Genomic DNA, 25,740 nt, shown 5'->3' with positions numbered 1-25,740 from the left:
CGGATAACCAATGCTTGTTCAATGTATTTCGCTCCTTTATTTTAGGTGAACTTATTATGGAAATCTAATTAATAACTCAAAGCCCGGTAGGCGTCCTTCTTACGGTGATTATGTAAGTTGGCAAGCGTCATGCTGGTCTTCTTCTTGGTCCAAGGGTCGTTGTAGTAGGCCCGCGTGCTGCTGTAGCCAGAAAGGGTGATGGCGTGGTTGACGAAGCCATCGACGCCGGCAACCCAGATAACGACGGGGTGTCCCTCGTTGATTTGGACTTTCATTTTGCTAAATGAAGCCCGTGTCATATCCTTGGCAGAACCCAGGTGATTCTTCACGGTGCCCATCAGGCCCTTAGGATAGATCCACCAGCCAGAACGAGAATAAGAACTGCCGACAAATCCCTTGTTAGGGTTCGAACTGCGGGGCATTTCCTTAGCCAAAGACATCTTGGTGACCTTGGCGCCTGCGTATTGAAGCATCATCGTGGTGGCGGTGATCTCACAACCAGTTGGTAATTCTGGCCGTTGCGCAATCAGTGGCACGTTCAACCAACGGTAGGATTTCACAGTTCCATTGCGGTGAATCCAGCCGGTTTGGGTGTGGTTGTAAGTGAATTTCAACCAAAGACCATCTGCCATGGTTTCCTCGCGGGTGATGTGAACCTTCTTGTTGGCGTAGGCCCGGCCGTTTGAAATGGCCTGCATGTTCTTGGCAGAAGACTTAGCACCACCAGTTTTGTAGACCTTGTAGTTGTGTTTCTGGTTGGCCCCAATCTTGGTGTAGTAGTTAACCGTTTGTTTGCTGAAAACCTTACGATAGACCGGCTTTGGCGTTGGCTTCGGCTTTGGTTTAGGTTTAGATTCCGAGCTGGCCGATGATGAAGATGAGGACGTTGATTCTGACGAGCTCACGGAAGATTCAGAGCTCGTCGTTTCGGACTTAGCCGGAGTGGTCTCACCCGTGGCTGTCTTAGCCGTTGCGGTTGCCGAAGCAGATGACATGGCCGTTTTGGCGTAGGCGGTGCCATTAGGGGCTGTCCCTAAGAAGAGGCCCAGACCCAATACGGCCAGGCTTCCAATAAATCGTTTCATGAAAATTGCCACCTTTATATGTATTAAAATTATTTAATGAACAGATAATCCGCCATAATAATGGTTTCGATATCTCTCATTGTACCGCTTATGTGAGGGTGAAACAATGGTAAAAACAAAGCTGAACGGTGCTGTGACGGTACTTATCAGGAATAACGTTGTGCAGGCTTCTTTGTAAAAAAGCCACGACAATAAAGCGGGAAACCATGGAATTTCGGGTGAACAACTCGTATGATTAATTGTGTAATCACAATAGTAGTTAATACATAGTACTTTGGAGGCATTGAAAATGAAATCTTGTTTAAAATTTATCGCCGTTGGGTTGGCAGCCTTGTCGGTTGGCGGTTTGTTGGGAACCGCACCGGCACAGGCAAAGCACAAGGCAGCAACAATTGTTTCCTGGGAGTCAGAGGGATGGGAGGAACAATATGTTGTCACGAAGGGTGCCATCTATAAAAACTATCGGCTGACGAAGAAGTTAAAAACCAAGCAACGAATCTTTTGGTCTGATTTAAAATTCACTGTAAAGAAAACTAATGGCAAGCGTGTTACTTATCGTGAATTGCAGAAGAAGAGCGGCCATTTCGTCGGATACGTTGTTGCTAAAAACGTCAAGAAACTAAAAGACAGTGATCCACGTTCGGATGCCTACAAGTCCGAGGCTAAAATCAAGGCTAAATCGACTAAGAAGAATGCAACTAAGGCGAAGACCTCTGAGAAGAAGGCCTTTACGGCTAGTGAGCGGTCACAAATCGCGACGTACCGCAAGCAATTCAAGCAAATTGCCAACACGACCAAAGGCATGTATGACCAGAAGCCATCCGTTAAGAAGACATTCACTCCTGGGAAATTGAGTGCTAAGTATATCAATGCCACGGTCGATTCTATTAACTTCTACCGAGAAATGTTCGGCTTGCGTAAGGTATCCGCTGATGCCAGTTGGAATACGGATGCTCAGTACGGTGCAGCGACATTAGCTGCCGCAAACAAGGGCATTTCCCATGGCCTGGTTGGGCTCACTAAGCCCGGCTTTGTCTCGACTGCTGATTGGAAACATGGTGCTGAGGCAACGAATACAAGTAACCTGGGTGAGGGAATGTCTAAGCCGTACGATAACATTTTGATGTATGTTAATGACGGCAATAATATCAGCGGAGAAATTCCTGGTCACCGTGAGTGGGTCCTGGGTGGCATCACCAAGGTGGGGGTCGGCCAGGCCGGTGCCTACAATGATCTGAACGTCTTTGGCGGTGCAGGTAGCGGTGAGTCTCCTGACACCGTAGCCTTTCCTAAGGCTGGTGTGTTCCCAATGAGTGCAGCCGATTCAACCGTTTGGTCCGTTTCGTTTGCGCATCAGATGGGGAGCAACGCGCCGACACCAACCGTAAAAGTCGTGGATAACACTACGCACAAGACCGTTAAAGTCACGAACGTCGGCATCAGCAGTGACTCATATGGTGAATTTGGCACGACGGTTTACTACAAGCCGGCTGCCAGTCAAATTAAGCTGAATCATGCTTACACGATCACGGTTAAAAACATTGTGCATCAAGCCGATGTGAGCTATCAGACCAAGCTATTTGATTTGAAGGATTAGTTAAATGCGTCATCAAATAGTTAGTCTGTTTGCTAGTGAAATTGCGGCTTACACGCTATAGATTTAAACAACATCAACCAGAAAAATATCGAGATGGCTTCGCAAAATCGTTAAGATTGCGCGAAGCCATCTTTTTGTATGCAGTTAACCGGAACGGCGGGATGACTAGAAAAAGTTTTAGGGTAACGTTTTCCTAAACAAACACTATGCTGTCACGTTTTCATCTGATTTTCCTAATATTACCAGGATAAAATAAAACTGAAAGCGGTTGACACAGATTGGGAAAACGTTTACCATAGCTTTTGAAATCACCAGCTGGATTTTGATGAATGAAATGATGATGGAGGTTCTTAAGATGGCGGACAGAACGGTTATTGATCCAGTGACGTTTGCACAGGGATTTGCTAGTGCAGCGACACAAGCAGGCATTGACACAAATCAATTAACACCGGCAGCTAAGAAATATTTACTGAGTTATCTCACGGCGTTTTACCTCGCCAATGATTTTAATCAGGTAGAAGCTCAGAATTTTGCCACGACCACAGTTAAATTTAAAGACATGAGTTTTGAACAATTACTCGAGCGGGTCAGTCAGCTCAACCAATACTAAAAATGGAGGAATCAATCATGACAGTTATTTTAAACACTTGGGTTTTTGAAGCGCTGGTTAAGCAGGGGACTTCACAGGTTGCGTTGACACAACACGTTGCAGACTTAGGGGCTGACGGTATCGAAGTCCGCCGCGAATACTTCACCGACATTGCGCAGGAAACAGCAGAAATTGGCAAGCTAGCCAAGCAACTGGGCCTAATCGTGAACTACAGTGTGCCAGATGAAGTCTTCACGCCAACCGGCGAATTGAACCCACAACTGCCAACTTACTTTGCGGAAGGCCAAGCAATGGGCATTGAAAAAATCAAGTTCAATACCGGGCATTTTGATCGGTTCACCGGCGACTTAGCGGCAGCGTTGGGCCAACTACCTCTCGACCAAATTGAAATGAACGTCGAGAATGACCAGACGCCTGTTTCAGGGACGGTAGCGGCGATTGAAGCCTTCCTGACGGCGGCCCATCAGGCGACCTCAGCCGATATTGGTTACGTGTATGACCTGGGTAACTGGGCGTTTACACAGGGGGATGCGGCAGCGAGTGCCCAAGCTTTGGCAGCGGACACCCACTACATTCACCTGAAAAACACGCGTGAGGAACAAGACAAGCTTGTGACGACGGCCGATTTGGATACCGGTATTTATGATTGGCGCGAACTCCTGAAATTACTGCCTCACGACGTGCCATTTGCCTTGGAATACCCCATGGCAACGGATGCTGAGATTACGCAGCAATTACAGCTGTTGCGCGCGGAAGTAGGTGACTAGCATGGGCTCAACAATTAGTGCAATTTTGCTCTTATTAACATTTGTTGGCTTTATTTATTACATCGTCAAGGGTGGCAACCTGATGATCGGGTTCTTCATCATGGCGATTCTCTGGACCGTGATTGGCCAGATTCCCGCGGACCAAGTTATTCAAAAGGTGTTTGCCGAACCGGCACTGAACTACGGTCCCACGATCATCTACATTGTCTTTGGGTCTTGGTTTGGCCGGGTATTGGTGGATAGTGGGATTGCCCCAGCGATTTCCGAGGCGACGAATCAAGTCGGCAAGAAGCGGCCATTATTAGCTGTTTTACTGGTGATCGTGGTGACGGCCTTCATCTTCGTCAGCGCGTATGGCGTGGGTTCCGTGATTGCCATTGGGGTCATCTTACTGCCAATCATGTTGTCGGTCGGGTTACCCAGAGATATTGCCTTGTCCGCCTTTTCCATGGCCATCGGGGCCCCCATGTATCTCAACGTGGTGTTGTACAACCAGATTAAAGCGTTCTTCCCGAAAGCCCAATATGGCGGCACCTATCTCGTCTTCGGTGTTTGCGCCATGCTAGTACAATTGGTCGCGGTCATGTTATTTGTTTTCTGGAATCGGAAAAAGATCGATCCCAGCAAGGCAGAGGAAAACTTAAAAATTATTGGCGCGGAGACCCAACAGGCCGCCGATGTCAAAATTCCTAAGCTGGCCTTCATCGTGCCGATTGTGCCAGTGCTAATGAACATGTTGTTCAAGTGGGATGCGATTCCCGCGCTGACCTTAGCAACGCTACTCGCTATGCTGTTGACTGGTAAATTTAAGGGTTATCAAAAGTTTGTAACCTTCTTGAATAGCACAATCAAACAAGCGATTAGTGATATTGCGGGCTTAATCATGTTCTTGATGGCATTGATTATGTTCAGTGGTGCGGCCTCGATGGATGCCGTCCGGTTCCGGCCATTATTTGAAGCGGTCTTACCCCACAACATGTTGATCCTGGCTTTAGCTTTTGGAATCTTGGCACCATTAGCGCTGTTCCGTGGTCCCTTCCACGTTTGGGGTGCTGGTGCGGCCACCGCAGCTGTGTTGTCAGGAATTGGGCTGTTTAGTGACGCCTTCCTGTTACCACTTCTTTACGTGCCAACCCTATTAGCCGTTTCGACTGATATTACGCAGTCCTGGAACGTCTGGGGTTTGGACTACATGAAGGTTCAGACGCGTGATTTCTTGAAACACGGGGTTCCCGTCATGTGGGCCGTGTCAATTATTAATGAATTATTGGTGTACTACTTCTTTGGCTAGAAATTAAGAAAAGAGGATAATAACGATGAGTGAAATATTAACGATTGGCGAACCGATTGTGACGTTTGCCTCCAAGGAACCAGACGTTTCATTGCGTGATGCCCTTGATTTCCATAAAATTTTAGGTGGCGCGGAACTTAACGTGGCCATTGGCGCACAACGGTTGGGCCATTCGGTGGATTACATTTCTCAAGTAGGGGAAGAACCGCTGGGCGATTACGTCATCAAAACGATTAAGGAACACCAAGTGGGGACCCGCTACATTACCCGCGATGCCCAGAACTGGACGGCTTTCCAGCTCAAGGACCGCGTCACCCATGGGAATCCTACGACCCACAACTATCGGCGAGGGTCTGCGGCGGCGCACTTAACGCCAGCGGTAGTGGAAAAGATTGATTTGACGGGCGTTCAAGCAGCCCATATGTCTGGCATCTTCCCTGCAATCTCAGCGACGGCCGAAGCAGCTTTTCGGAAGCTCTTAAGTCGGCTAGAAGCGGAAGATATTCTAACCACGTTTGACCCCAACTTGCGGCCAACGTTATGGCCTAGTCGGGAAAAGATGGCGGCAACGCTGAATGAACTAGCGGGACATGCCGACATTGTCTTACCCGGTGTCGAAGAAGGCCAAATCTTGATGGGCTCCTCGGATCCCGAGACCATTGCTGATTTTTACTTGCAGGGCGAACGGACGAAGGTTGTCATCGTTAAGGTGGGGCCGGATGGGGCTTACGTGAAAACGAACACCGGCGAGAGCTATACGGTTAAGGGTTTTAAAGTGGCTGAGGTGGCCGACACAGTGGGAGCTGGCGATGGCTTTGCGATGGGGGTGCTCACCGCATTGCTCGAGAAGAAGTCATTGAAGTCCGCTGTTATGCGGGGGAACGCTGTCGGTGCACTTCAAGTGCAAACGTACGGTGACAACGATGGTTACCCAACACCTAGTGAATTACAGGCATTTTACCAACGAGAAGGAGTTGTCGAAGACTAATGGATTTACAAGTAGCGATTGACCGCGTGACCTTAGACAAGGCCGTTGACCTGGCCCAACAACTGGATGGACAGGTTGATATTATTGAATTTGGGACGTCCTTGATTAAGGATTACGGCTTGGAACAAATCCAGGCTCGTTTGCCCAAGTTGCAGCATGCCAAGTTGTTGTTGGATCTGAAGACCATCGATGAAGGTAATTATGAATTCGATAAAGGATTTGCTGTCGGAGATATTTTAACCGTGATGGGTGCCGCTTCTCCAGATACCTTGACCAGCGTTTATCAACTGACGCAGTCCCGGGGCAAGCAGATGTTTATTGATATGATGGAAATCACCGCTGCCAAGACGGCTCAGATTGTGGGCTACCCAGACGCAATCTATGGCATTCACCACGCGAAGGACTCACAGGCCGGTTTTGACGCCGCAGCCACGGTGGCCGACTTCCACGAAAGCTTCCCCGAAGTTCAGCATATTTCCGTTGCCGGTGGCATTGATTTGCCAATGGCCCAAAAGTTAGCCACCCAAGGACTGGCTGAGTCGGTTATCGTTGGTGGGGCCATCGTGAAGACGGCTGATCCAGTTGCTGCAGCACAAAAATTTATGGAGGTCATGCACTAATGACATTGATTGATCAGATTACGCAAGAAGTGAATGAGGTTATGGGGATGATTGACGAAAGCCAATTAGACCAAGCCGAAAAATTGATTCAAAAGGACCAACGCATCTTCGTTTTGGGGGCCGGTCGTTCTGGTTTGATGGCCAAAGGTTTTGCCATGCGGTTGATGCACATTGGCTACACCGTGTTCGTGATTGGCGAAACGATTACGCCATCCGTTCAAGCGGGCGACGTGCTGTTGGCTGTTTCCGGTTCTGGTAAAACGGCCAGCATCTTGGAACTGGCAACCAAGGCCGCGGATAACGGTGTAACGGTGATTTCCGTGACCAGTCACGCCGACTCACCATTAGGCAAAGTGGGCCAGGCAGTTATCGTAGTTCCCGGCGCAACCAAGTCTGGCGACGGCGTTAAGTCCATCCAACTGCTCAGTACCCTGTTTGATCAGAGTGTTCATTTAACTTTAGACGCTTTATGCTTAAAACTCAGCCGGCGGGATAACGTGTCAAACGCTTCAGCTGCGGCAACTCATAGCAACATGGAATAAAACGCTCCAATCATTTAAGATTGCATAGCAAACGAGCCTGGGAGTTGGTCCCGGGCTCTTTTCGTAGCGTGGTTTTGCGTGGCATGCTAGAATCATGCTAAACTAGTGAGCGATGTTATCGATATGATGACAGCGTTCAATACATAAATTCAAAGGTAATGGAGCGAATAAAGCTAATGGCTAGAGCAAATAAAAATGCAAATATTAAAGATGTTGCGGCGTTAGCGGGCGTCTCGATTGCAACGGTGTCACGTTTTCTAAACGGCAATTTAGGCCGCATGTCCGCGGCAACCGCGACTAAGGTCCAGGATGCCATTAAAAAATTGGATTACGTGCCCAATTCGATTGCCCGACAAATGATTACGCAATCAAGCAAGCTCATTGCCGTGATGGTTGCGAACATTGATGATTACTTCTCAACAGATTTGTTTAAGGGAATTAGTTCTATCCTGGAAAGTCAGGGGTATATTGGGGTTCTGCTCGATGCCAACGCTGACATTGAACGGGAAAAGACCTTGTTGCGGGCCATTGGTTCGCGCGGCTTCGATGGGTTGATCCTACAGTCCTTCAGTAATCCCCAAACGGTGCAGGAAATCTTGCACCAACAAATTCCCGTGGTCAGCGTTGACCGGGAAATGGATGCCTGCCCGTGGCCTCAGGTAGTGACGGATAACTTTGAGGCGGCTAAGGCGGCAACGGCACATTTTCAAGAGCAAGGCTATCAGCATGTGGTTGTCTTGACGTCTGAGCTGGAACTCAGCCGTACCCGGCAAGAACGGTACCGGGGAATTTTAGCGGCGGCTCAAAATGTAGATGTCTTAGAGGTTTCCGAAGCGTCGTATAACCATAGTGACGTGCACCAGCGTCTAACACAGTTGATTACCAAGAGTGATGAGAAGACGGTGGTTTTTGCCCTAAAGGAACGTTGGTTATTGGAATTCTTCCCGAATCTCATTGTGTCTGGTGTCATTGATAATCAGAATGTGACGGCAACGGGCTTTGCGGATACGGACTTTATCCGCCGAATGGAACCCAAACTCACGTTGCTGACGCAGAATCCCTTCTTGATGGGGGCCAGTTCAGCTGAGTTGATGCTCAGACAACTTGCTGGTGAAAAGGTTGCGCCGGATAAGATGATCATCCCGGCTAAGTTACAGTAGGCAAATAAATGGATTAGAAAAAGGTATTCGCCGTGGCGAATACCTTTTTGCGTAAACGGACTATTTAATTGTTTCGCAGTGAGACTCCTGAATGGCTGCGTCACTCAGTTCTTGGCCAATTCCTGGACGAGAGGAGAAAGTGAAGACACCATCTTGGGGTTGTTGGGCGAACTTCCCAATCCATTCGTTGTCGGGCTTTAATGAAATTTCGTGTTGCTCATGAATAAAGCAATTTGGCACAGCAGCCTCAAGTTGCAAGGCCATCGCCGTGGCAATCGGGGTTCCGCAGGTATGGAGCTGGACGCCGATGTCGAACGCGGCAGCCATGTCACAAATCTTCTTGGCTTCGCTAATCCCGCCACAGATGGCGACGTCGGGTTGAATGACATCCAGCAAGCGATTGGTGATGAATGGTTGGAAGCCAAAACGCGTCGTGATCCGTTCACCACTAGCCAACGGCATCGCGGTAACATCCTTTAGCTGTTTCGTTAACTCCGGACTCAATGGTGAGCATGGTTCTTCCAGATAGAAAACATTCAGAGGTTCAATCAGGGGTAAGAACTGTTTGGCAGAATTAACGTCGAGGCCAGCGTGGCATTCGACGATTAAATTAATTTCTGGACCAACGGCATCACGGGCGGCTTTCAACCGGTCAACTGGCAACTTGAGTTGGGCGTAGTCCTGCAGGCCGATGAGCTTTTGACCGAAGTTGCCGTGTTCATCTAGCATGAAGGGGTCAATCTTGATGGTCTTATAGCCCTCGGCAACGGCTTTTTTAGCTACCGTTGCATAGTCTGCTGGCGTGGCCAAATACCTTGTTTCGGGGTCCCAACCAAACTGCAACTGGCTGGCGTACGCCGGAATTTCAGTGCGGGTTTGACCACCTAAAAGTTGATAGACAGGGACGCCAAGGGCTTTCCCCTTGATGTCCCAGAGCGCCGTGTCAATGGCACTAACGGCGGCGTAGAAAGTGGTGCCACTGCCTTTACCCCAGAAGGTGCGTTGGTAGAATTGTTGCCAAATTTTTTCGGTGTTTCGAGGATCTTGGCCAATGATGATTTGGGACAAGTCTTTTAAACTTCCCAGCGCACCGTATTCACCGTCACCATAAAAGATGCCGGATTCGCCGAAGCCACTGATACCGTCGTCGGTATTGATGCGAATGACGATGGGATGCCAGGCGCCGTACTGTTGATTCCACTTGACTTGAAAGATATCAACACTAGTAATTTTCATAACTATTTGCCTCCTACTTGGTCATGTACATGTACTTATAGTTCCATTGCGCGCCGGTGGTATTGTGTGTAATACCGTGTAAATTTGAGCGCTTCAGGTAGTAATTGTAGTTTTGGTAGAGAGGCGTTAAAGCTTGATCGTCCGACAGCAATTTTTCAGCTTTCAACAGTTTTTGCCAACGGTCGGTTGCACTTAAATTATCAGTGGTTGAGTCATTGATTAGCTTGTCGTAGGTCTTGTTCTTCCAAGCACCGTAGTTTTGCGGATTCGTGCTGAGCATTGGTTCGAGAAATTCAATAGGGTCAGCGATATCGGCACCGCGCCCACCCAGGTAAGCCTCAAATTGGCCTTCGGTACTGCGTTGATAAGCGATCTGGTCGGGTACATTTTGCAGCTTGATGGTCAAGCCAGGGAGTTGTTTTTCGGCATTAGCTTTAATTAATTCCGCGAGTTTACTTGAGGTGTCACCCGTTGAGGTCATTAGTGAGAAGGTCAGCGACTTCATATGGAGTTGACTGAGACCCTTCTTCCAGTAGGACTTAGCCAGCGTCGTGTCGTAACGAACGCTGTCGCCACCGGCTTGTAGCTTAGCGAAGTCTTGGTTCTTAGCGTTGTAGCCCAGGTAGCGGGTGACGACACCCGTTGGTTCTAGACCAGACCCATTTAAAAGATCGTTAACGATTTGTTTTCGGTCGATGGTTAAGGAGATAGCCTTACGGATGTTAACGTTGTTAAAGGCCTTGTTCAATTCTGTATTCTTGATACCTTGGTTGTAAATTAAGTAATTCATGTAGGAATAAGGACCCGTGTACAGTTGATGACTGTGCTTGAAATTCTTAAATTGATCACTGGTTAAGATGGTGAAGTCCAATTTTTTAGCCTGATAGAGATTCAGACTAGTTTGCGGATCGACTTCGTAAAACATATTGATCTTGTGCATCTTAACCTTGTCTTTGTCCCAATATTTGTTGTTCTTGACAAAGGTCCACGTTGTGCCTTGTGGCTTCCACTTGGTCATGTTGTAAGGACCTGAGAAGACCACTTTGTCTGGTGTGGTGCCGTAATCCTTACCGTACTTGTCCACAATTTTTTTATCCTGTGGTGAGAAAGCTTGGTAGGTCATCAGCTTATTGAAGTAAGCGATTGGATGATCCAGGGTAACGACAAAAGTGTGGCTGTCCGTAGCTTTAACACCTAACTTGCTAACGGGAAGCTTACCAGCATTGACCGCCATGGCGTTCTTGATGCCCTTAAAAATGTAGGGGTGCAAGGACTTGGTACTTGGCTTCAAGGAACGTTGCCAGGAATACACAAAGCTTTGCGCGGTAATCGGATCACCGTTACTGAAGGTTGCGCCCTTGCGAATGGTAAACGTATAGGTCTTGCCATCCTTGGAGACGGTCGACTTGGTGGCTAACGCGGGGACAACCTTATGCTCCCGGTTAAGATAGAATAAACTATCGAACATATTACCGGCTTGGTCGAATCCACGTGACTTTGAAATGTCCAATGTTGGAATCACAAAGTTAGCAGATAAGTTAGCCGTGCGCACCAATTTTTGCTGCGACGCTGCTGGTTTGGAACCACACGCAGAGAGCGTGACTAAAAGAGTCATAGCCAGGGCCACCACAGCCACCGACTTATGACGCGTTAAACTAAACGACATAATATTAAACCTCCCAATAAAATCTATTAACCAAACTGCTGGATCAATTCAACCGTGAAAATCAGAATTGATTTAGCAGAACCACAGCCATTATAACCACAAGGGTGTAAGCGCTTCAACCAATAACTTTCTAAGTGATTGATTATGTTGAACGTTGCTGAAAGGCTGCGGCCTACTTGTCAAGGGATTAGCGGACAGTAGGATATGTGAAAAAACGTCTGCTATTTTCTGAAAAGTCAGGAAATAGCAGACGTTTAGTTTTAAATAATTTCCGCGCCTAAGCATGTTTTAAAGTGGTTCAAGGCCCAAGCATGACCAGCGGGATCGAAGCTAGCCACCGCATCGGCGGGGATGATGAGGTGGTAGCCGAGGTTGTAGGCATCCACGGCAGTATGCAGGACGCAGATGTCGGTACAAACGCCCGTGAGAATCAGGGTGTCCACGTGGCGTTCACGCAAACGCAGGTCGAGATCCGTACCGGCGAATGAGCTGTAGCGGGTTTTATCGAACTGCCACACGTTTTCCGCGACTTGATTTTGGTCAAACCATGTCTTCACATCACCAAATAACTCGCGGCCCCAACTGTTGCGAACGTTGTGAGGTGGGAAGAGCTTGGTTTCGGGATGGTAGGGGTCGTTCGGCGTATGGACGTCGGTCGGCAGGAGTACCCAACCGCCAGCTTGATGGGTTTCATCGGCTAGTTTGGTGATGGCCGGTGCCAAAAGCTGTCCCGGCTGGCCGCAAGTCAGTGTCCCGGTGTCTGCCACAAAATCGTTGGTGTAATCGATGATCAACAAAGCTTGATTTGTCATGAAAAATCCCCCGTTTTCAATCGTTTTCACCAGTATGTCGAAGCTCACGAGTGAAGTCAAAGGATTACGCTATTTATTTTGTTATATCAACCAACGAGCTATGAAATGACTTGGGAAGACTACGGTGTAGCTAACGGTAATGCCGTAAGTCATAACACATTACCCTCTACCTTGTTGTGAGTTTAAGATGATTAATAGGACGAAGGTTTCCAAATGATACTATATTGCGTTAGTTCTACATAGATGGAGGAAGCGTCATGAAAAATATGAAACGGATTTTAATGGCCAGTTTGGCCGTTTTAGGATTAGGTATTGGTTTAGTGGGGATGACCCAGGTCGTCGGGACCACGACGGCATCTGCCAGTGTGAAGAAGTTAAGTTTGAAAGAGGCAGTTAAATTAACGAATCACTACAACTTATTTAAAGTTGTCAAAATGGATAAGCTGAAATTAAACAGTCAGGGAAGGATTGCCAAGGATAAGCATTTCGCCGCTGGTGCGGAGCGTTACAAGAAGGGCTGGAAGCTCAGTTATGCTGGCCTAGGCGGTGGTTATCGGGCTAATTTGACGTTAGTACCTAAGGGAAGCAAAAAGGTTGCTGTAACCAGAACGTACAGCGAATCATACGAACCTGGAACCACGACCAAGCACCGGACCGTTGCGCGTAAATTGCCCAAAAAGGTCTGGCACAAAGGTTTCCCCAAATTCTTACGGCACAAGTCATTCTATGCCAACATGTACTCTAAGAAGGGTGTTAGCGGCTACTACTTCTTCGCTTTCCGTAAGACGGCCTTAACGGAAGGCCTCGGCCAGGCTGGCGACACGGGTCTGAGCGGCGTACAGTACAAGAAGCGGGGGACAAACTATTACCTCAAAGGTAAGATTGAAGCTCCCGGTCTCACGAAAGTTGAAAAGCACACGTACAAGATTCATAAGACCGCTAGCAAGTCATTTACGGCTACTAGTTTAAGCACGTTTCGCGGTAAGAAGGTCCGAGCCTACCATTATGCTAAGCACGCGCCTAAAATTAACTGGTAACAGCCAAACGGCTCAAGTCCTTTCAATGGATTTGAGCCGTTTTTGCTTTTTCAATGTAGTAGACGGTTGAGCTAATTCACCTCAATCTACCCGACAACGTGCTACGCTTAGCCCACAATAGGGAAGGAGACCGCACAATGCCAACTACTGAAAATATTGAAGTTCAGCTTGATTCAGACCTGAAACAAAAAGTTGAAGAAAAGCTCCATCAACTGGATTTAACACCTGAAGAATTCACGCACATAATTCTTACGCGATTCGTTGCGGGAGAACTAGATGATAGCCTAGAAATCGCTAACGAAGAAGTCTTGGCTTCACTACAAGAAGTTATCGATAATGCTACTGGTAAGCGAAAATTACCCGCTTACCACGACTTTGATTCTTTGAATGACGCCTTACTCAAATAAGGCTTGTCACATCAAATTCTTTCCAAAATTCAAACGACCTCAGCCCAACGCCGAGGTCGTTTTCGCATCCAATCAGTTCCACCAAACTCTTGACAACCCCTAACGACTATCGTATATTATTAGTGAATTGATATTATACGTCGTATAGCATTGCAAGGGAGGCAGTCACATGGCGATTCAAGTACCCACGGAGTTGTTGGACGGCAGTGTGCTGGGCCTGCTCACACGCGAGGATCATTACGGTTACACGCTAACTCAGGAGGTTCGGGCGTTGATTCCCATTTCAGAATCGACCCTGTACCCAGTCCTCCGGCGGCTGAAGAAAAATGGTTGGCTGGAAACCTACGACGAACCCTTTCAGGGTCGCAATCGCCGCTACTACCGACTAACGACGAGTGGTCGGCAGCGGCTGGCCGAGATTCAGGCCGAGTGGCAGGATTTCAATCAAGCAATCACAAAGTTATTAGGGGGCAACCAAGATGAATGAGTACATTCAGACCGTACAAAAGCTACTTGGCCAGTTAACAACGGCGGAGCAGCAGGAGGTCGTGGAATATTATCGCGAATACTTATTGGATGCCGGCATTGAAACCTACCAGCAGGCCGTGGACGAATTGGGCTCACCCCGGTCGTTGGCGCGCAAGGTTCTCGCCGATTATTCCATTAAAATGACGGAACAGGCCGGCGACCACGCACAGTCACGGTCGACCGTTCAGGCGACGAAGAACAACGTGAAGACGGTCTGGCTGATTATTTTAGCCCTACTGTCGACACCCGTTACCATTCCGATTTTAATTGTTGTCGGTGCACTCTTTCTGGCGTTTGCCGCAGTCGTCTTTAGCCTGTTCGTGGCCGCACTAGCCGTCTACCTCAGCATCATTGCGGTGGGCGTCATGGGGCTGGTCATGGGCGTTAGCACTATTTTTCAAGCGCCTTGGACCGGAATATTTTATCTAGGAATTGGGTTCTTCGCGTTGGGGGCGAGCTGGATTGGCTGGCTAATTTTGAAATGGATCGGGAGTAAGGTTGCTTGGGCTCTGTCGTGGACGGCACAAAAGATTTATCACCGCTTCATTCCACGGAGTCGGGCAGAACGGGGGCGGAAACTATGAAACGAACGACAAAAATTGCGTTGACGTTAGTGGTCTTGGGGGCCATTTTGATCGGCATTGGCTGGTGGAATCATGGTGACAAAGGGGTCGTGTGGTCCCACGATTCGCGGAGCTTTCAGGTCATTCGGCGTAGCAAGCTGTCTTACCAGCCCGGCGCTTACGATAAAATTGTGGTGGACGCCCAGGCGCCGGTGACCATCAAGGCCGGCAATACCGATCGGGTGACTGCCAGCTACCTGGACAATACCCAGGGGCGGCCAACGGCAACGGTTTCCAAGGGGACCCTGATGGTTCGGGGTGGTCGCACCACGAAAAAGATGAGTCAGACAATCGTTGGGTTCAGCGATGATGACTACAGTAATGGGGGCGTGCTGATCACGGTGCCGCGGAACAAGCATCTGACTAGTATCGACATCAAACGGGAAACTAGCGGCGTTTCACTACGAGACTTAACGGTCAAACAGGTGAACGTGAAAAGTTCAGATGACATCAGTCTGATGAATCTGACCGTCCAAAAGGGCGTGACGGTAGCGTCCAGCGATGGGGATGTTTGGGCGAGTCAAGTCAAAGCCAATCGGCTACAGGTTACGGCGGATGACGGGGACATCGGCATCAGTGATAGTCGCTTAGCCGCAACGAACAACCAGCTGACAGCTACGGATGGGGACGTCCGGGTCTCGGAAACGAAGCTGGGTGGCGGTCATTTAGCCACGGCGGATGGCGACGTGCATTTACAAAATAATCGGCTGACTAAGACGTTAACGGCATCGACGGATGATGGGGACATCACCGCCCACATTGCTAAGACGGCCGGTGCCAAGGTCGTGGTCAAAGACACTGAGGGGGATATCAAGGTCAAGGGTCACGCGCGGCACAGTGGTTATTGGTTACATCCGAATGCCACGAGTCAGTATAAACTGACCACGTCAGATGGCGATGTGACTGTCGGGACCGATTAAAAACAGGGTTGTCCATTGTGGGCAACTCTTTTTTGCTAGCTTTCGCCGCTAAACGTGGTAAAATGTATGGACTGCACTAAACCGGACTAAACATCAAATTTACTTACATTAAGGAGACTTTATCGTGTCTGATTCATCTTACTGGCAAACTATTGCGGACCGCGCCAAGGCCGAAAACCGGCCGTTCTTTAGCTTGGCACCCATGGAAGCCGTGACCAACGCCATCTTCCGGCGGGTCGTGGCTAAGGCCGCTGCGCCCGACGTATTCTTCACGGAATTCACCAACGCTATCAGTGTGACCCATCCCAAGGCCAAATTTACCGTTCAGGGTCGGCTCTACGTGGCGCCAGAAGAGGCCCACATGCCGGTTGCCCAACTCTGGGGCAATGAGCCGGAGGCCTTTGAACGGGCCGCCGCTGACGTCAAGAAGCGCGGTTATGAGGCCATTGACCTGAACATGGGCTGCCCGGATGCGACCGTGATCAAGAACCACGGTGGGAGTGACCTGATCCGTAACTTTGAGACCGCGGGCGCCGTGATTGCGGCAACCAAGACGGCGGGCTTGCCCGTTAGCGTGAAGACGCGGCTGGGCTACAGTCGCCTGGATGAATGGCGCGATTGGTTGACCTTCCTGCTCCAACAGGACATTCCGTTGTTAACGATTCACCTGCGGACCAAGAAGGAAATGAGCCGCGTGCCGGCGCATTTCGAGCTGATCGACGAGATTGTGAAGCTGCGCGATGAAGTTGCCCCCGACACCCTGTTACAACTCAACGGGGACATCGAAACCTACCAACAAGGCTGCCAGATTGCCCAGGAACATCCCGGCGTCGACGGCATCATGATTGGGCGGGGCATCTTTGCCAGTCCATTTGCCTTTGAAAAGGAACCCAAGGAGCACGACATCAAGGAACTGTTGGGCCTATTGAACTATCAACTCGACCTGTATGACGATTTCGAAAAACGCTTCGACACGTCGCGCTTCCCTTCACTCAAGCGGTTCTTCAAGATTTACGTCCGCAACCAGCGCAACGCCGCTAGCCTGCGGAATGCGATGATGGAGACCCACTCCACGGATGAGGTTCGCCAGTTATTGGCGGATTCAGAATTTACCGATTAACCCTTAAAAATGAAGACACCGCTCACCATCAGCCTGTTATGAGGTTGATGATGGGCGGTGTTTTTTTAAATTAAATCTAATTGCGCTAAGCCGGTTTGGACGGAGGTAGCTTGCAGGGGCCCCTGCGCGACGACCCGACCAGCGTCGACAATCACAATTTCATCAGCGAAAGCGAATAGTTGTGCATCGTACTGGTGAGTGATGGTGACCCAAGCGGCCGTGTCTGGTCGCGTCAGCAAACCGACCATGTCGTGGGCCGTGTGGGGATCTAGGCCAGTCAGCGGTTCGTCAAAGAAGGTGAGACCGTGGGGATGCAGGAGCAGGCGGGCTATGGCCAACCGCTTTTTCTCCCCACCGGACAGCGTGTTGCCTTGGGCACTGACAATCTGTTGTTGGGCAGTCGCCGTGGCATAAGCGCCCAGACCCACCGCTGTCAGGACTCGTTCCACCTGGGAATCGGTGATTTGCGGGTCGTAGAGCGTGAGATTCTGACGGATGGTATCGTTAAAAATGTAACTGTTTTGTTCCAACAGGCCAATTTGAGCGGAGACGGCTGCCGGCGCCAGCGTCGCGAGGTCCTGACCGTTGAGCCGCAACGTCCCAGTAAAGGTCGTGTGGGGGCTAAGGGGCAGGTTGAGCAGAGTTGATTTGCCGCTACCGCTTTTACCCACGACCAACACGTGTTGATCCGCCGCGAAGGTCAGCGAGACATGTTGCAAGATGGGCTGGTCGGCCAAGTTCAGAGAGACATCCTGGTAGGCTAGGGTCCGAAAGGCTGATGGTGCTTCTGACGGGGCCGTTACCGATTGGTCAGTCAGCACTGGAGCCAGCGTCTTTGCAGCTTCGCGACCACCAACGATATCGGCCAGTAGACCCGAAGCGGACTGAATCGGTTCCGCGATGAAAATCATCAATTGGGAAAAGGCGACCAACTGGCCCAGAGTCACGTCTTTGTGCATGACGAAATAGATGCCGACAATCCAGGTGCCCAGGTACAGCACGTTATCCAGCAACTGACTGAGGCCGCCGACCTGTTTACGCTTGAGCTGGTCGCGATTTTGCGCCGCCAGTAGTTGCTGGTTCTTGGTTTGAAACCGGCGAAGTAAGCGGCGTTCAAGGTGGAAGAGCTGTGCGGTCCGGAGCCCGTTGAGCAGGTCCTGGAGTTGATGTGTGTACTGTTCACCGGCGGCTAAGATATGCTGTTTATTGGTTGCCAGGAGGCGCTTTTGGAGGAAGGGTAAGGCCAACGCCGGAAGACACAGCAACACGATAATGAGACTCAAAACTGGTTGAATCAGAACGGACAATGTCAGGGCAATCACGAGCTGACAAATTTGCTTGTAGGCGTTCACGCTGCCCTGCAGGTAATCGCTATGGAGTACGTCAACGGTGGTCGTGAACGTATTGTTGTAATGGGTCGTCAGCTGTTGCCGGTCGTGACTGACTCCGGTATTTTGCCGTAAAAATTGTCGCATCAGGCGATTGCGGACGCCGAAAATGATGCGGTTCAAGACGACCTGTTCCGTGTAGGCTTCAACGAAGTAGGTCAGCGAATCCACCAGAATATAGCTAACGACGATGGCAAATAGCATGCCATAGGCCAGGTTGCCGTGGCCCGTCACGGAATCCGTAATCAGTTGGAGCAAGTAGGAGACTGCAATTTCAATGGCGGACGCGCAGGGGATGAGCAACAACAGGACCAGGGTAAGTTTGCCGGCTAGTCGAAAATATTTGGATAAGAGCATGAGACGAACCTCCACAACAAATGAGTAAAATAAGATTTTTTTAATTGTACGCTAATCTTAGTCTAATGTAAAACTATAATCTAATGTAATGGTTAAGTCATCAAGCAGGTGAAGTTAAGTCGCTGCATTGCTCAAGGCAAATTCCTACCGGCACCGTCCCCAGAAGTGGTACTTTAGAGGTAAATACCTAGGAGGGTGACGACGGCATGGCACAGATGACGCTCACGGAAAAAATTGCAGGTAACGTTGCGCGTTCGGTGAATCCTTTAGGACTCCAACAAATGATGGCCCAACAGATTGCGACGGTTACGAAACAGGGGACGTATGCGGGAGCCAAACACGCGTTGATTCTGGGTGGTTCTTCCAGCTACGGTCTAGCCAGTCGGCTCACGGCGGCCTTTGGCATGGGCGCGGCGACGCTGTCTGTCGGCTACGAACGGCCGCCACGGCCTGATTTTTTGGGAACGGCCGGTTGGTGGAATCAGGTTTTCTTCAAGCAGGCGGCGGAAAAAGCTGGCTTGCTGGCTGAAAATTTGAACGCCGACGTTTTCTTACCGGAAACTAAGCGGGCGGTCATTCAGGCCATCAAGGCCGATTTCGGTGGCAAAATTGATTTCCTGGTCTACTCAATCGCCGCACCCAAACGAAAAAATCCAGTGAATCCCGACGAGGCTTGGCGATCCGTCATCAAGCCGTTGGGCGCGCCACTAACGGATTACACGTTGGACCTGGAACACGAAAAGCTCGTCAGTACCACGTTAGAACCCGCAACGGCGGATGAAGTCGCCGCGACCAACCACGTGATGGGTGGTGAGGACTGGGAACTCTGGGTCCACGCGCTACAGGCGGCCGGGGTCCTTGTCGACAATTTCAAAACGATTCTCTATTCTTACGAAGGTCCCCGGGTCACGGCGCCCATCTATCACGATGGCACGTTAGGCCAGGCCAAGCGGGCAGCTGAAGCCAGCGGCCGGCGTCTACAAGCCGAGTTGGCACCGCTGGGTGGGGAAGCGCTGGTCAGCGTCAACCGTTCCGTGACGACCAAGGCGTCCGTGGTGATTCCGGGATTTTCGCGCTACTGCATGGCGCTTTACCGGGTCGAACAGGACCGTGGCGGCCACGAACAACCAATCGACCACATTGACCGGCTATTTCGGGATATGGTTTACGGCACCCACCGAGAAGTAGATGCCCGCGGGCGTTTGCGTCCGGATGCGCTGGAATTGTCTCCGGCGGTTCAGGACGTGGTCGAGGCCGTCTTGCCGCAAATCACACCAGCCAACTTCACGCCGGATTTTCCTGGCTACCAGCAGTTTCGCCAGGAGTTCCGTCAGCTAAACGGGTTCGGGGTCGTCGGGGTACCGAACGTGATGGACGCGGATGAATTTACAAAATTATCGTTTTAATAAGAGATTGATGAGAACGACACGGCTAGTGGTGTCGTTTTTCTGTGCGGTGCGAGAGCGGCTTAATCTGTGAAATACCGGGATTAGTCGGGGCCTAGCGTCAAATTGGCGTCATCACGCCCAGAAAAAGTTCGCGCGAACGATTGCTTTTTGCTAGGGAAATGGGGCAAAAAGGTCTATAATACTTAGCAGTTTCTAGTGGCGTTAAAGGGCTTCATGACGCGGCTAGTTGAAATCGATTGAGGAGAAATTTAACTTATGACACCATCAATTCAGATTATATTTGCCAGTCAATCTGGTCGCAACCGGGCCATCGCTGGCCACGTGCAAGCGCAATTGGCGTCCCGGGCACAGACCGTGATTACTGAGATTTCACAGGCCAACGCCTTTGATTTAGCGGCGAACGATGCCATTATTGTGATTAGCTATACCTTCCACGACGGCGACTTGCCAGACGAGGCCCAGGACTTCTTTGAAGATTTAAAAGAAGTTGATTTGGCACGGACCAAGTTTGCCGTTCTGGGTTCCAGTTCAAAGAAGCACCTCCACTTTGGCCGGGCCGTTGATTACCTCACCATCCAGCTGAATTCCAGCAATGGTGAACAGGTTGCCGACTCAGTCAAAATTGACCAGGATCCAGACGATTCAGACTGGACCCGAGTCGACGCACTAGCCGCCCAGGTGTTAGCTAGCCTGCAGGTTTAGATTGTATTAGAGGTGCCGCCTGCGGCCTCCAGGTACTCCGCCTGCTGTGGGGCCGGTTCCCGCCTGAGAAGCGGGCTCCCACCTCAACTTTGAGCCTTGCCAAAAGCGCAAGTCTCAAAGGTTGTCCCCGGCTGTAAGTCGACCAAAAACGTCGACTAACACCCGCGACACAGCCGTCTCCGTACCTGGCTGCCTCCGGCTCCTGATTGTGGGGGTGCTGGCAGACTGGCTAAGTCAGTCTGGTTGAGACAACTTGGTATCAACCGGGATTAAGCCGATAATTACAGTGGTCACAGTCAGGTTAAATGCCGCGACCACTGTGGGGCTACTCCCATGTCAGCCACGGGGTAGCGGAAATTCGAGGAATATTGTGCTTGGATGCGGGTAAAACACGTATCAGCCGCAGGGACGGTGAAAATGAGCTTAGCCGTGGGAATTGCCTTAGTGGCGTGAGCCGCTTAGGCAATTGATATCTTTGAGACGCGGTTCATAGCGGCTCAAAGCAAGCACGGAGACCGCTCTTTGGCTCCGGGCGTTCGCCCACAGCGTTCCGGCCTCATTTTCACCGTCCCGGAGGCGCTGACAAAGACTGGTTTACCCGCACTAAGCACCAACCAATGTAAGATAAAATTTAAGATGAGGTGAGACCACCATGTATTTACGGAAAGCAAAGATTGAAGAATTAGACCTAGTTTGTGACATTATCGAAGACGGCAAGAAGCAACTCGCTGACGCCGGAATCGACCAATGGCAAAACGAATACCCTAACCGCAACGTGATCAAGGGGGATATTGAAGACGGCCGAGCAGTGATTTACAACAGTGATGACCACGAAACGTTGGGCGTTGCCGCTGTGATTGAAGCGCCAGACCACGCCTACGACACCTTGCAGGGTGAATGGCAAAAGGATACCGATAAGTACGTGACGGTCCACCGGGTAGCTATCTTCTCCCATCACCAAGGAAAAGGGTATGCCTCACAATTGTTCCGTGACTTATTCGACTACATCGCGAAGAATCATCCAGATGCTGAAACGATTCGGATCGACACGCACAGGGACAATGCCAAGATGCAACATTTAATTGAAAAATTTGGGTTCGTCAAGGCCGGGCAAATCGTTGGCGTTTACCATCCAGACGACGTTTGCTTCGTTTATGAGAAGGTTTTGTAAAAAGTTTCGTGAAGACCGTTACCGGCACACCGCCGCTAACGGCCTTTTTTGTATACAGGTCAGATTGAAACAACACTAATTTTGCGGCATACTTGAAAATAGAATTAACAAACATACGCAATTTTTGCATAAAAAAAGATTGCGAAAAGGACCCAAATCAGGTAACCTTTTCTCATGAAGTTTTAATCATACATGTTTGTATTCGTTAACCATTGCCAGATTTATATCTAAGCTGGCAGATAGTGACGAGATTATTGTTTACAAAATGAAACGCTTATGTACTGGTTAAACCGGTGTGAGCCGCAGGGAGGGTGAAAATGAGCCTAGCCGTGGGAATTGCCTTAGTGGCGTAAGCCGCTTAGGCAATTGATATCTTTGAGACGCGGTTCTTAGCGGCTCAAAGTAAGTCTGGAGACCGCTCTTTGGCTCCAGGCGTTCGCCCACAGCGGACCGGTCTCATTTTCACCCTCCCGGAGGCGTAAACAGAGCCGGTTTAACCCAGACCAAGCGTGATCATATGTATAGAAAGAAGGAATTAGATTGCAGAGAAAACTAAGTGCCCGTCAAATGCAGATGATTGCGTTGGGCGGTACAATCGGCGTTGGATTATTTATGGGGTCTGGTTCCACAATCAAGTGGACGGGACCTTCCGTCCTTATCGCGTATATTATTTCAGGAGTTTTCTTATACTTAATTATGCGGGCGTTGGGCGAAATGCTTTACGTTCACCCCACAACCGGCTCGTTCGCAACGTTTGCGTCCGAATACATGCACCCTGTCTTTGGGTTCCTGACGGCCTGGAGTAACATCTTCCAGTTCATCGTGGTCGGCATGAGTGAAATGATTGCGCTGGGCGGGTATTTCCGCTTCTGGTGGCCGAACCTACCGGACTGGATACCGGGCCTGGTGGCCATCACCTTCCTCTGTATCGCCAACCTGATCTCCGTGAAGATGTTCGGGGAGCTGGAATTCTGGTTTGCCCTGATTAAGGTGGTCACGATTATTTTAATGATCATTGCCGGCTTGGGTGTCATCCTGTTTGGCTTTGGCAATGGCGGCCACGCGGTAGGTATCAGTAACCTGTGGACTCACGGTGGCTTCTTTACCGGTGGCGCCAAGGGCTTCATTTACGCGTTGGCCATCGTGTTGGCCTCGTATCAAGGTATCGAGTTGATTGGGGTCACGGCCGGTGAAGCTGAGAACCCACAACACACCTTGGTCGCTGCGATTCGTTCGACGGTTGCCCGGATTTTAATTTTCTACGTGGGGGCCATCTTTGTGATTGTGGCCATCTATCCGTGGGACCAATTGAACCAAATTGGGTCACCGTTCGTTCAAACGTTTGCGAAAATTGGGATTACGGCAGCGGCTTCCATCATCAACTTCGTGGTTGTGACGGCCGCGCTGTCTGGGTCTAACTCCGGCATCTACAGTGCCAGCCGGATGGCCTTTACCTTAGCGGACAAGGGCCAGCTGCCCCGAAAGGTCACGCTGCTTAACCGTCATGGGGTGCCATTTTACTCCGTCATCGCGATTTCTTTGGGGATTGCGATTGGGGTGGTCTTAAACGTGGTTCTGCCGATGTTCTTCAAGGATGCGAGCCAAATCTTCGTGATGGTTTACAGTTCCAGTGTCCTGCCCGGCATGGTGCCATGGTTCGTGATTCTGATCAGTGAAATCGAGTTCCGCAAGCAAAATCCAAAAGAAATGGCCAACCATCCATTCAAGATGCCGTTTGCGCCATGGTCGAACTACATTACGTTGGTCTTCTTGGCCATCACGCTGATCTTCATGTTCCTCAACCCAGAAACGCGGGTATCCATCCTGGTTGGGGTGGTCTTCTTGGCCATCATGACCATCATCTACTTCCGCAAGTACCAGCCACGCGAAAAGGCGGCGGCTAAGAAATAAATTGTGCGTCAACACCTCCGTCAGCCAGGCACGCCGCCTGCTGTGGGGAACGGCTACGGCCTGAGAGGCGGTCCTTCGCCTCGCTTTTAAGCCGCGAAGGTCACGCGTCTCAAAAGTCGTCCCGTGACGTAAGCCGGCAAGAAACACCGACTAACGCCACCGACACAGCTGGCTCTGTGCCTGGCTGACTCCGGCGATGACAATCTGTGTGTTGTTAGCAACGGTGATTTCACTCGCTCTATAAAATTAAATGTGTATTGGGGGCCCAGTTCAGTAGTTTATGAACTGGGCCTTTCTGTGCGTTTAGATGGCTGATTAACCTTTTAATTCACCACAAGGTTGCGGTATGATACAGTAACTGAGGTAAAAATGTCGGCACAATTTCACTACCGACAACGAGTTATGGCAACCGAACTACAACTAAGAAAGTTGGCCAACCATACCGCCACCAGCGACGACTATGACCAGCTCCTGCTTTGGGGTTTTCAAACCAGAGTAAGCAACAACGCCCAACCAAGAGCCGGAGGAAGCCAGGACGGAGCCAGCTGTGTCGAGGGTGTTAGTCGGCGTTTCTTAGCCGGCTTACAGCCTGGGGCAACCTTTTAGACTTGTGGGTTTCAAGGCTAAAAGTTGAGGTGGGAGCCCGAACTTTGGCGGAAACCGACCCCACAGCAGGCGTAGTCCTGGAAGCCGCAGGCGGCCATCACAACCCGCACTTGACCTTAATCACTAACACAACAAATAAATGAAACCCAAAAGAAGGAGCAAAAAAAATATGAGTCGACCAGGGAATTACGGCAAATCAAGTCGTCTAAAACAATTACGCCAGCTAAAGCGCCGCAAACAGCGTCAGGCCGGCAACGTCATCGACTGGCAACAGGTGGAGGACTTTCTCCTCGGCCGCTACCATTTGACCCAGGGCAGCAAGCACTCACCGCTAGTGGACGCCACCATTCAGCGATTCTTCAGCGAATGGCTGACCACCGTGCTGGCACAAGGCGAATCCCAGGTGCAATGGGACATTGCCGCCACCACGGCCACCACGCTGAAACGCATTGGCAATCAGGTGCCCTGGCAGTTCTACGGCGTCCTGCTGGGACAGGTCATGAATTGGCAAAAGTTTCTGTTGCGGGAGGGGCCAGCCGTACCACTGACCACGCGCCGGCAAATCGTGAAACCTCTGACGGCCACGGCATATGCGGCCTTAGTGGCCGACCAACTGGCCGTGAACTTACTAACCGTCATGGCGACACCCATCACGCCCGAGCAACGGGAGCGGTTAACGCAGAGTTTCTTCCACGATGGCCAGGTCCATTGGCCCGCGGTGGATGCCCTGTTTAGTCCGTTAGGCTATCAGATTCAGGGAACTCCAGATGACGCTACTCGTGAATGGTTAAACGGGTTGTTGGCCTTAACCGTGGCCGACTTCCATCATTAAATGACTAGGTACGAAAGGCCGGCTTAAAGCTGGTCTTTTTATTTGGAACCGGTTATCATCATTAGTGAATCAAGCAATTGGCTACTAAAGGAATTATTTAGTAAGACCGTCGGCGGACCAAGTGGCCGGCACGGAACAAGTTAGGTAATCAACTTACGGGTGGCTCAGCCATTACCGGGGCTATTCGTTTACTCTAAAACTGGTAATCATGAGACTATGATTGATGGGTAATGGGTTTAAATTCAGTTCATCAGCAGGTCCCCCTTAACGATAGCAACAGTCGGTGAGGGGCACGGCAACAGGCCTAACTGATTGACGGGATAGTAACCCACGGCAATCCAAACGAATGCGGATT

Annotated in this window: 24 protein-coding genes; 19 read left to right on the top strand and 5 right to left on the bottom strand. The window is 50.2% G+C overall.

From position 1 onward, the window contains the following. Window positions 1-68: 68 nt before the first annotated feature. Window positions 69-1,085, bottom strand: coding sequence for a C39 family peptidase (locus tag JUF22_RS01285; protein ID WP_203642570.1), 1,017 nt, complete (start codon window positions 1,083-1,085; stop codon window positions 69-71). 289 nt (window positions 1,086-1,374) lie between these two features. Here JUF22_RS01285 and JUF22_RS01280 point away from each other — a divergent pair, with 289 nt between their 5' ends. The 8 genes from JUF22_RS01280 (at window position 1,375) to JUF22_RS01245 (ending at window position 8,660) form a co-directional block, all read left to right on the top strand. Beyond that, window positions 1,375-2,682 carry a CAP domain-containing protein gene (locus tag JUF22_RS01280; protein ID WP_203642569.1) on the top strand — a complete coding sequence of 436 codons (1,308 nt, stop codon included), beginning with the start codon at window positions 1,375-1,377 and terminating at the stop codon, window positions 2,680-2,682. A gap of 355 nt (window positions 2,683-3,037) precedes the next feature. After that, window positions 3,038-3,292, top strand: a complete 255-nt coding sequence (locus JUF22_RS01275; protein ID WP_203642568.1) for a hypothetical protein — start codon at window positions 3,038-3,040, stop codon at window positions 3,290-3,292. 17 nt (window positions 3,293-3,309) lie between these two features. After that, window positions 3,310-4,059 carry a sugar phosphate isomerase/epimerase family protein gene (locus tag JUF22_RS01270; protein WP_203642566.1) on the top strand — a complete coding sequence of 250 codons (750 nt, stop codon included), beginning with the start codon at window positions 3,310-3,312 and terminating at the stop codon, window positions 4,057-4,059. Window position 4,060: 1 nt separating this feature from the next. After that, window positions 4,061-5,350 carry a gluconate:proton symporter gene (locus JUF22_RS01265; protein ID WP_203642565.1) on the top strand — a complete coding sequence of 430 codons (1,290 nt, stop codon included), beginning with the start codon at window positions 4,061-4,063 and terminating at the stop codon, window positions 5,348-5,350. Window positions 5,351-5,375: 25 nt separating this feature from the next. Beyond that, the gene (locus JUF22_RS01260; RefSeq protein ID WP_203642564.1) at window positions 5,376-6,338 is read left to right on the top strand and encodes a sugar kinase; all 963 of its coding nucleotides are present in this window, start codon (window positions 5,376-5,378) and stop codon (window positions 6,336-6,338) included. After that, window positions 6,338-6,958: an orotidine 5'-phosphate decarboxylase / HUMPS family protein gene (locus JUF22_RS01255; protein ID WP_203642563.1), complete on the top strand. Its 621-nt coding sequence runs from the start codon at window positions 6,338-6,340 to the stop codon at window positions 6,956-6,958. The genes JUF22_RS01260 and JUF22_RS01255 overlap by 1 nt, the downstream gene beginning before the upstream one ends. After that, window positions 6,958-7,500, top strand: a complete 543-nt coding sequence (gene hxlB, locus JUF22_RS01250; RefSeq protein WP_203642562.1) for a 6-phospho-3-hexuloisomerase — start codon at window positions 6,958-6,960, stop codon at window positions 7,498-7,500. The genes JUF22_RS01255 and hxlB overlap by 1 nt, the downstream gene beginning before the upstream one ends. A gap of 176 nt (window positions 7,501-7,676) precedes the next feature. Beyond that, on the top strand, window positions 7,677-8,660 hold the full coding sequence (locus tag JUF22_RS01245; protein ID WP_203642561.1) for a LacI family DNA-binding transcriptional regulator: 984 nt from the start codon (window positions 7,677-7,679) through the stop codon (window positions 8,658-8,660). Window positions 8,661-8,720: 60 nt separating this feature from the next. Here the strand turns inward: JUF22_RS01245 and JUF22_RS01240 are convergent, their stop codons facing one another. The 3 genes from JUF22_RS01240 to JUF22_RS01230 form a co-directional block, all read right to left on the bottom strand. Then, complete coding sequence (locus JUF22_RS01240; protein ID WP_203642560.1) at window positions 8,721-9,896, bottom strand: mandelate racemase/muconate lactonizing enzyme family protein; 1,176 nt, start codon at window positions 9,894-9,896, stop codon at window positions 8,721-8,723. Window positions 9,897-9,909: 13 nt separating this feature from the next. Further along, complete coding sequence (locus tag JUF22_RS01235) at window positions 9,910-11,511, bottom strand: peptide ABC transporter substrate-binding protein (RefSeq protein WP_236000678.1); 1,602 nt, start codon at window positions 11,509-11,511, stop codon at window positions 9,910-9,912. Between the two features lie 311 nt (window positions 11,512-11,822). After that, window positions 11,823-12,374: a cysteine hydrolase family protein gene (locus tag JUF22_RS01230; RefSeq protein ID WP_203642558.1), complete on the bottom strand. Its 552-nt coding sequence runs from the start codon at window positions 12,372-12,374 to the stop codon at window positions 11,823-11,825. Window positions 12,375-12,631: 257 nt separating this feature from the next. Between JUF22_RS01230 and JUF22_RS01225 the strand changes: the two genes are divergently transcribed. The 6 genes from JUF22_RS01225 (at window position 12,632) to JUF22_RS01200 (ending at window position 17,009) form a co-directional block, all read left to right on the top strand. After that, window positions 12,632-13,411 (top strand): hypothetical protein, encoded by a 780-nt coding sequence (locus JUF22_RS01225; RefSeq protein ID WP_203642557.1) that lies wholly within the window; start codon window positions 12,632-12,634, stop codon window positions 13,409-13,411. Between the two features lie 137 nt (window positions 13,412-13,548). Further along, window positions 13,549-13,818: a hypothetical protein gene (locus JUF22_RS01220; RefSeq protein WP_203642556.1), complete on the top strand. Its 270-nt coding sequence runs from the start codon at window positions 13,549-13,551 to the stop codon at window positions 13,816-13,818. Between the two features lie 169 nt (window positions 13,819-13,987). Beyond that, window positions 13,988-14,305 (top strand): PadR family transcriptional regulator, encoded by a 318-nt coding sequence (locus JUF22_RS01215; RefSeq protein ID WP_203642552.1) that lies wholly within the window; start codon window positions 13,988-13,990, stop codon window positions 14,303-14,305. Next, window positions 14,298-14,930, top strand: a complete 633-nt coding sequence (locus JUF22_RS01210; protein ID WP_203642551.1) for a DUF1700 domain-containing protein — start codon at window positions 14,298-14,300, stop codon at window positions 14,928-14,930. Before JUF22_RS01215 ends, JUF22_RS01210 begins: the two co-directional genes overlap by 8 nt. Next, a complete protein-coding gene (locus JUF22_RS01205) occupies window positions 14,927-15,889 on the top strand; it encodes a DUF4097 family beta strand repeat-containing protein (protein WP_203642550.1) in 963 nt (320 codons plus the stop codon). The genes JUF22_RS01210 and JUF22_RS01205 overlap by 4 nt, the downstream gene beginning before the upstream one ends. Before the next feature lie 124 nt (window positions 15,890-16,013). Then, a complete protein-coding gene (locus tag JUF22_RS01200; protein WP_203642549.1) occupies window positions 16,014-17,009 on the top strand; it encodes a tRNA dihydrouridine synthase in 996 nt (331 codons plus the stop codon). 65 nt (window positions 17,010-17,074) lie between these two features. Here JUF22_RS01200 and JUF22_RS01195 read toward each other — a convergent pair whose 3' ends face one another. Next, window positions 17,075-18,754: an ATP-binding cassette domain-containing protein gene (locus JUF22_RS01195; RefSeq protein WP_203642548.1), complete on the bottom strand. Its 1,680-nt coding sequence runs from the start codon at window positions 18,752-18,754 to the stop codon at window positions 17,075-17,077. A 206-nt stretch (window positions 18,755-18,960) separates the two neighbouring features. Between JUF22_RS01195 and JUF22_RS01190 the strand changes: the two genes are divergently transcribed. The 5 genes from JUF22_RS01190 to JUF22_RS01170 all read left to right on the top strand — a co-directional run bounded on the left by JUF22_RS01190 (window position 18,961) and on the right by JUF22_RS01170 (window position 25,385). After that, window positions 18,961-20,160, top strand: coding sequence for a trans-2-enoyl-CoA reductase family protein (locus JUF22_RS01190; protein ID WP_236000677.1), 1,200 nt, complete (start codon window positions 18,961-18,963; stop codon window positions 20,158-20,160). Between the two features lie 258 nt (window positions 20,161-20,418). Next, complete coding sequence (locus tag JUF22_RS01185; protein ID WP_203642547.1) at window positions 20,419-20,865, top strand: flavodoxin domain-containing protein; 447 nt, start codon at window positions 20,419-20,421, stop codon at window positions 20,863-20,865. A 652-nt stretch (window positions 20,866-21,517) separates the two neighbouring features. After that, a complete protein-coding gene (locus JUF22_RS01180; RefSeq protein ID WP_203637681.1) occupies window positions 21,518-22,036 on the top strand; it encodes a GNAT family N-acetyltransferase in 519 nt (172 codons plus the stop codon). A 540-nt stretch (window positions 22,037-22,576) separates the two neighbouring features. After that, window positions 22,577-23,947, top strand: a complete 1,371-nt coding sequence (locus JUF22_RS01175) for an amino acid permease (RefSeq protein WP_203642546.1) — start codon at window positions 22,577-22,579, stop codon at window positions 23,945-23,947. A gap of 775 nt (window positions 23,948-24,722) precedes the next feature. After that, window positions 24,723-25,385: a hypothetical protein gene (locus JUF22_RS01170; RefSeq protein WP_203642545.1), complete on the top strand. Its 663-nt coding sequence runs from the start codon at window positions 24,723-24,725 to the stop codon at window positions 25,383-25,385. Window positions 25,386-25,740: the final 355 nt, after the last annotated feature.

The organism is Levilactobacillus lanxiensis (assembly GCF_016861655.1).
GTDB classification, from domain to species: domain Bacteria; phylum Bacillota; class Bacilli; order Lactobacillales; family Lactobacillaceae; genus Levilactobacillus; species Levilactobacillus lanxiensis.
Note: the sequence above shows the minus strand (reverse complement) of the source record. Positions and strands in the feature narration are given on the sequence as shown.

Bases quoted from the DNA above. Each gene is read 5' to 3' on its own strand.
- JUF22_RS01270 (WP_203642566.1), top strand. From the start codon at position 3,310: ATGACAGTTATTTTAAACACTTGGGTTTTTGAAGCGCTGGTTAAGCAG.
- JUF22_RS01185 (WP_203642547.1), top strand. From the start codon at position 20,419: ATGACACCATCAATTCAGATTATATTTGCCAGTCAATCTGGTCGCAAC.
- JUF22_RS01170 (WP_203642545.1), top strand. From the start codon at position 24,723: ATGAGTCGACCAGGGAATTACGGCAAATCAAGTCGTCTAAAACAATTA.
- JUF22_RS01245 (WP_203642561.1), top strand. From the start codon at position 7,677: ATGGCTAGAGCAAATAAAAATGCAAATATTAAAGATGTTGCGGCGTTA.
- JUF22_RS01195 (WP_203642548.1), bottom strand. From the start codon at position 18,754: ATGCTCTTATCCAAATATTTTCGACTAGCCGGCAAACTTACCCTGGTC.
- JUF22_RS01285 (WP_203642570.1), bottom strand. From the start codon at position 1,085: ATGAAACGATTTATTGGAAGCCTGGCCGTATTGGGTCTGGGCCTCTTC.
- JUF22_RS01275 (WP_203642568.1), top strand. From the start codon at position 3,038: ATGGCGGACAGAACGGTTATTGATCCAGTGACGTTTGCACAGGGATTT.
- JUF22_RS01240 (WP_203642560.1), bottom strand. From the start codon at position 9,896: ATGAAAATTACTAGTGTTGATATCTTTCAAGTCAAGTGGAATCAACAG.
- JUF22_RS01225 (WP_203642557.1), top strand. From the start codon at position 12,632: ATGAAAAATATGAAACGGATTTTAATGGCCAGTTTGGCCGTTTTAGGA.
- JUF22_RS01260 (WP_203642564.1), top strand. From the start codon at position 5,376: ATGAGTGAAATATTAACGATTGGCGAACCGATTGTGACGTTTGCCTCC.
- JUF22_RS01220 (WP_203642556.1), top strand. From the start codon at position 13,549: ATGCCAACTACTGAAAATATTGAAGTTCAGCTTGATTCAGACCTGAAA.
- JUF22_RS01265 (WP_203642565.1), top strand. From the start codon at position 4,061: ATGGGCTCAACAATTAGTGCAATTTTGCTCTTATTAACATTTGTTGGC.
- hxlB (WP_203642562.1), top strand. From the start codon at position 6,958: ATGACATTGATTGATCAGATTACGCAAGAAGTGAATGAGGTTATGGGG.
- JUF22_RS01255 (WP_203642563.1), top strand. From the start codon at position 6,338: ATGGATTTACAAGTAGCGATTGACCGCGTGACCTTAGACAAGGCCGTT.
- JUF22_RS01210 (WP_203642551.1), top strand. From the start codon at position 14,298: ATGAATGAGTACATTCAGACCGTACAAAAGCTACTTGGCCAGTTAACA.
- JUF22_RS01190 (WP_236000677.1), top strand. From the start codon at position 18,961: ATGGCACAGATGACGCTCACGGAAAAAATTGCAGGTAACGTTGCGCGT.
- JUF22_RS01215 (WP_203642552.1), top strand. From the start codon at position 13,988: ATGGCGATTCAAGTACCCACGGAGTTGTTGGACGGCAGTGTGCTGGGC.
- JUF22_RS01280 (WP_203642569.1), top strand. From the start codon at position 1,375: ATGAAATCTTGTTTAAAATTTATCGCCGTTGGGTTGGCAGCCTTGTCG.
- JUF22_RS01230 (WP_203642558.1), bottom strand. From the start codon at position 12,374: ATGACAAATCAAGCTTTGTTGATCATCGATTACACCAACGATTTTGTG.
- JUF22_RS01180 (WP_203637681.1), top strand. From the start codon at position 21,518: ATGTATTTACGGAAAGCAAAGATTGAAGAATTAGACCTAGTTTGTGAC.
- JUF22_RS01235 (WP_236000678.1), bottom strand. From the start codon at position 11,511: ATGACTCTTTTAGTCACGCTCTCTGCGTGTGGTTCCAAACCAGCAGCG.
- JUF22_RS01205 (WP_203642550.1), top strand. From the start codon at position 14,927: ATGAAACGAACGACAAAAATTGCGTTGACGTTAGTGGTCTTGGGGGCC.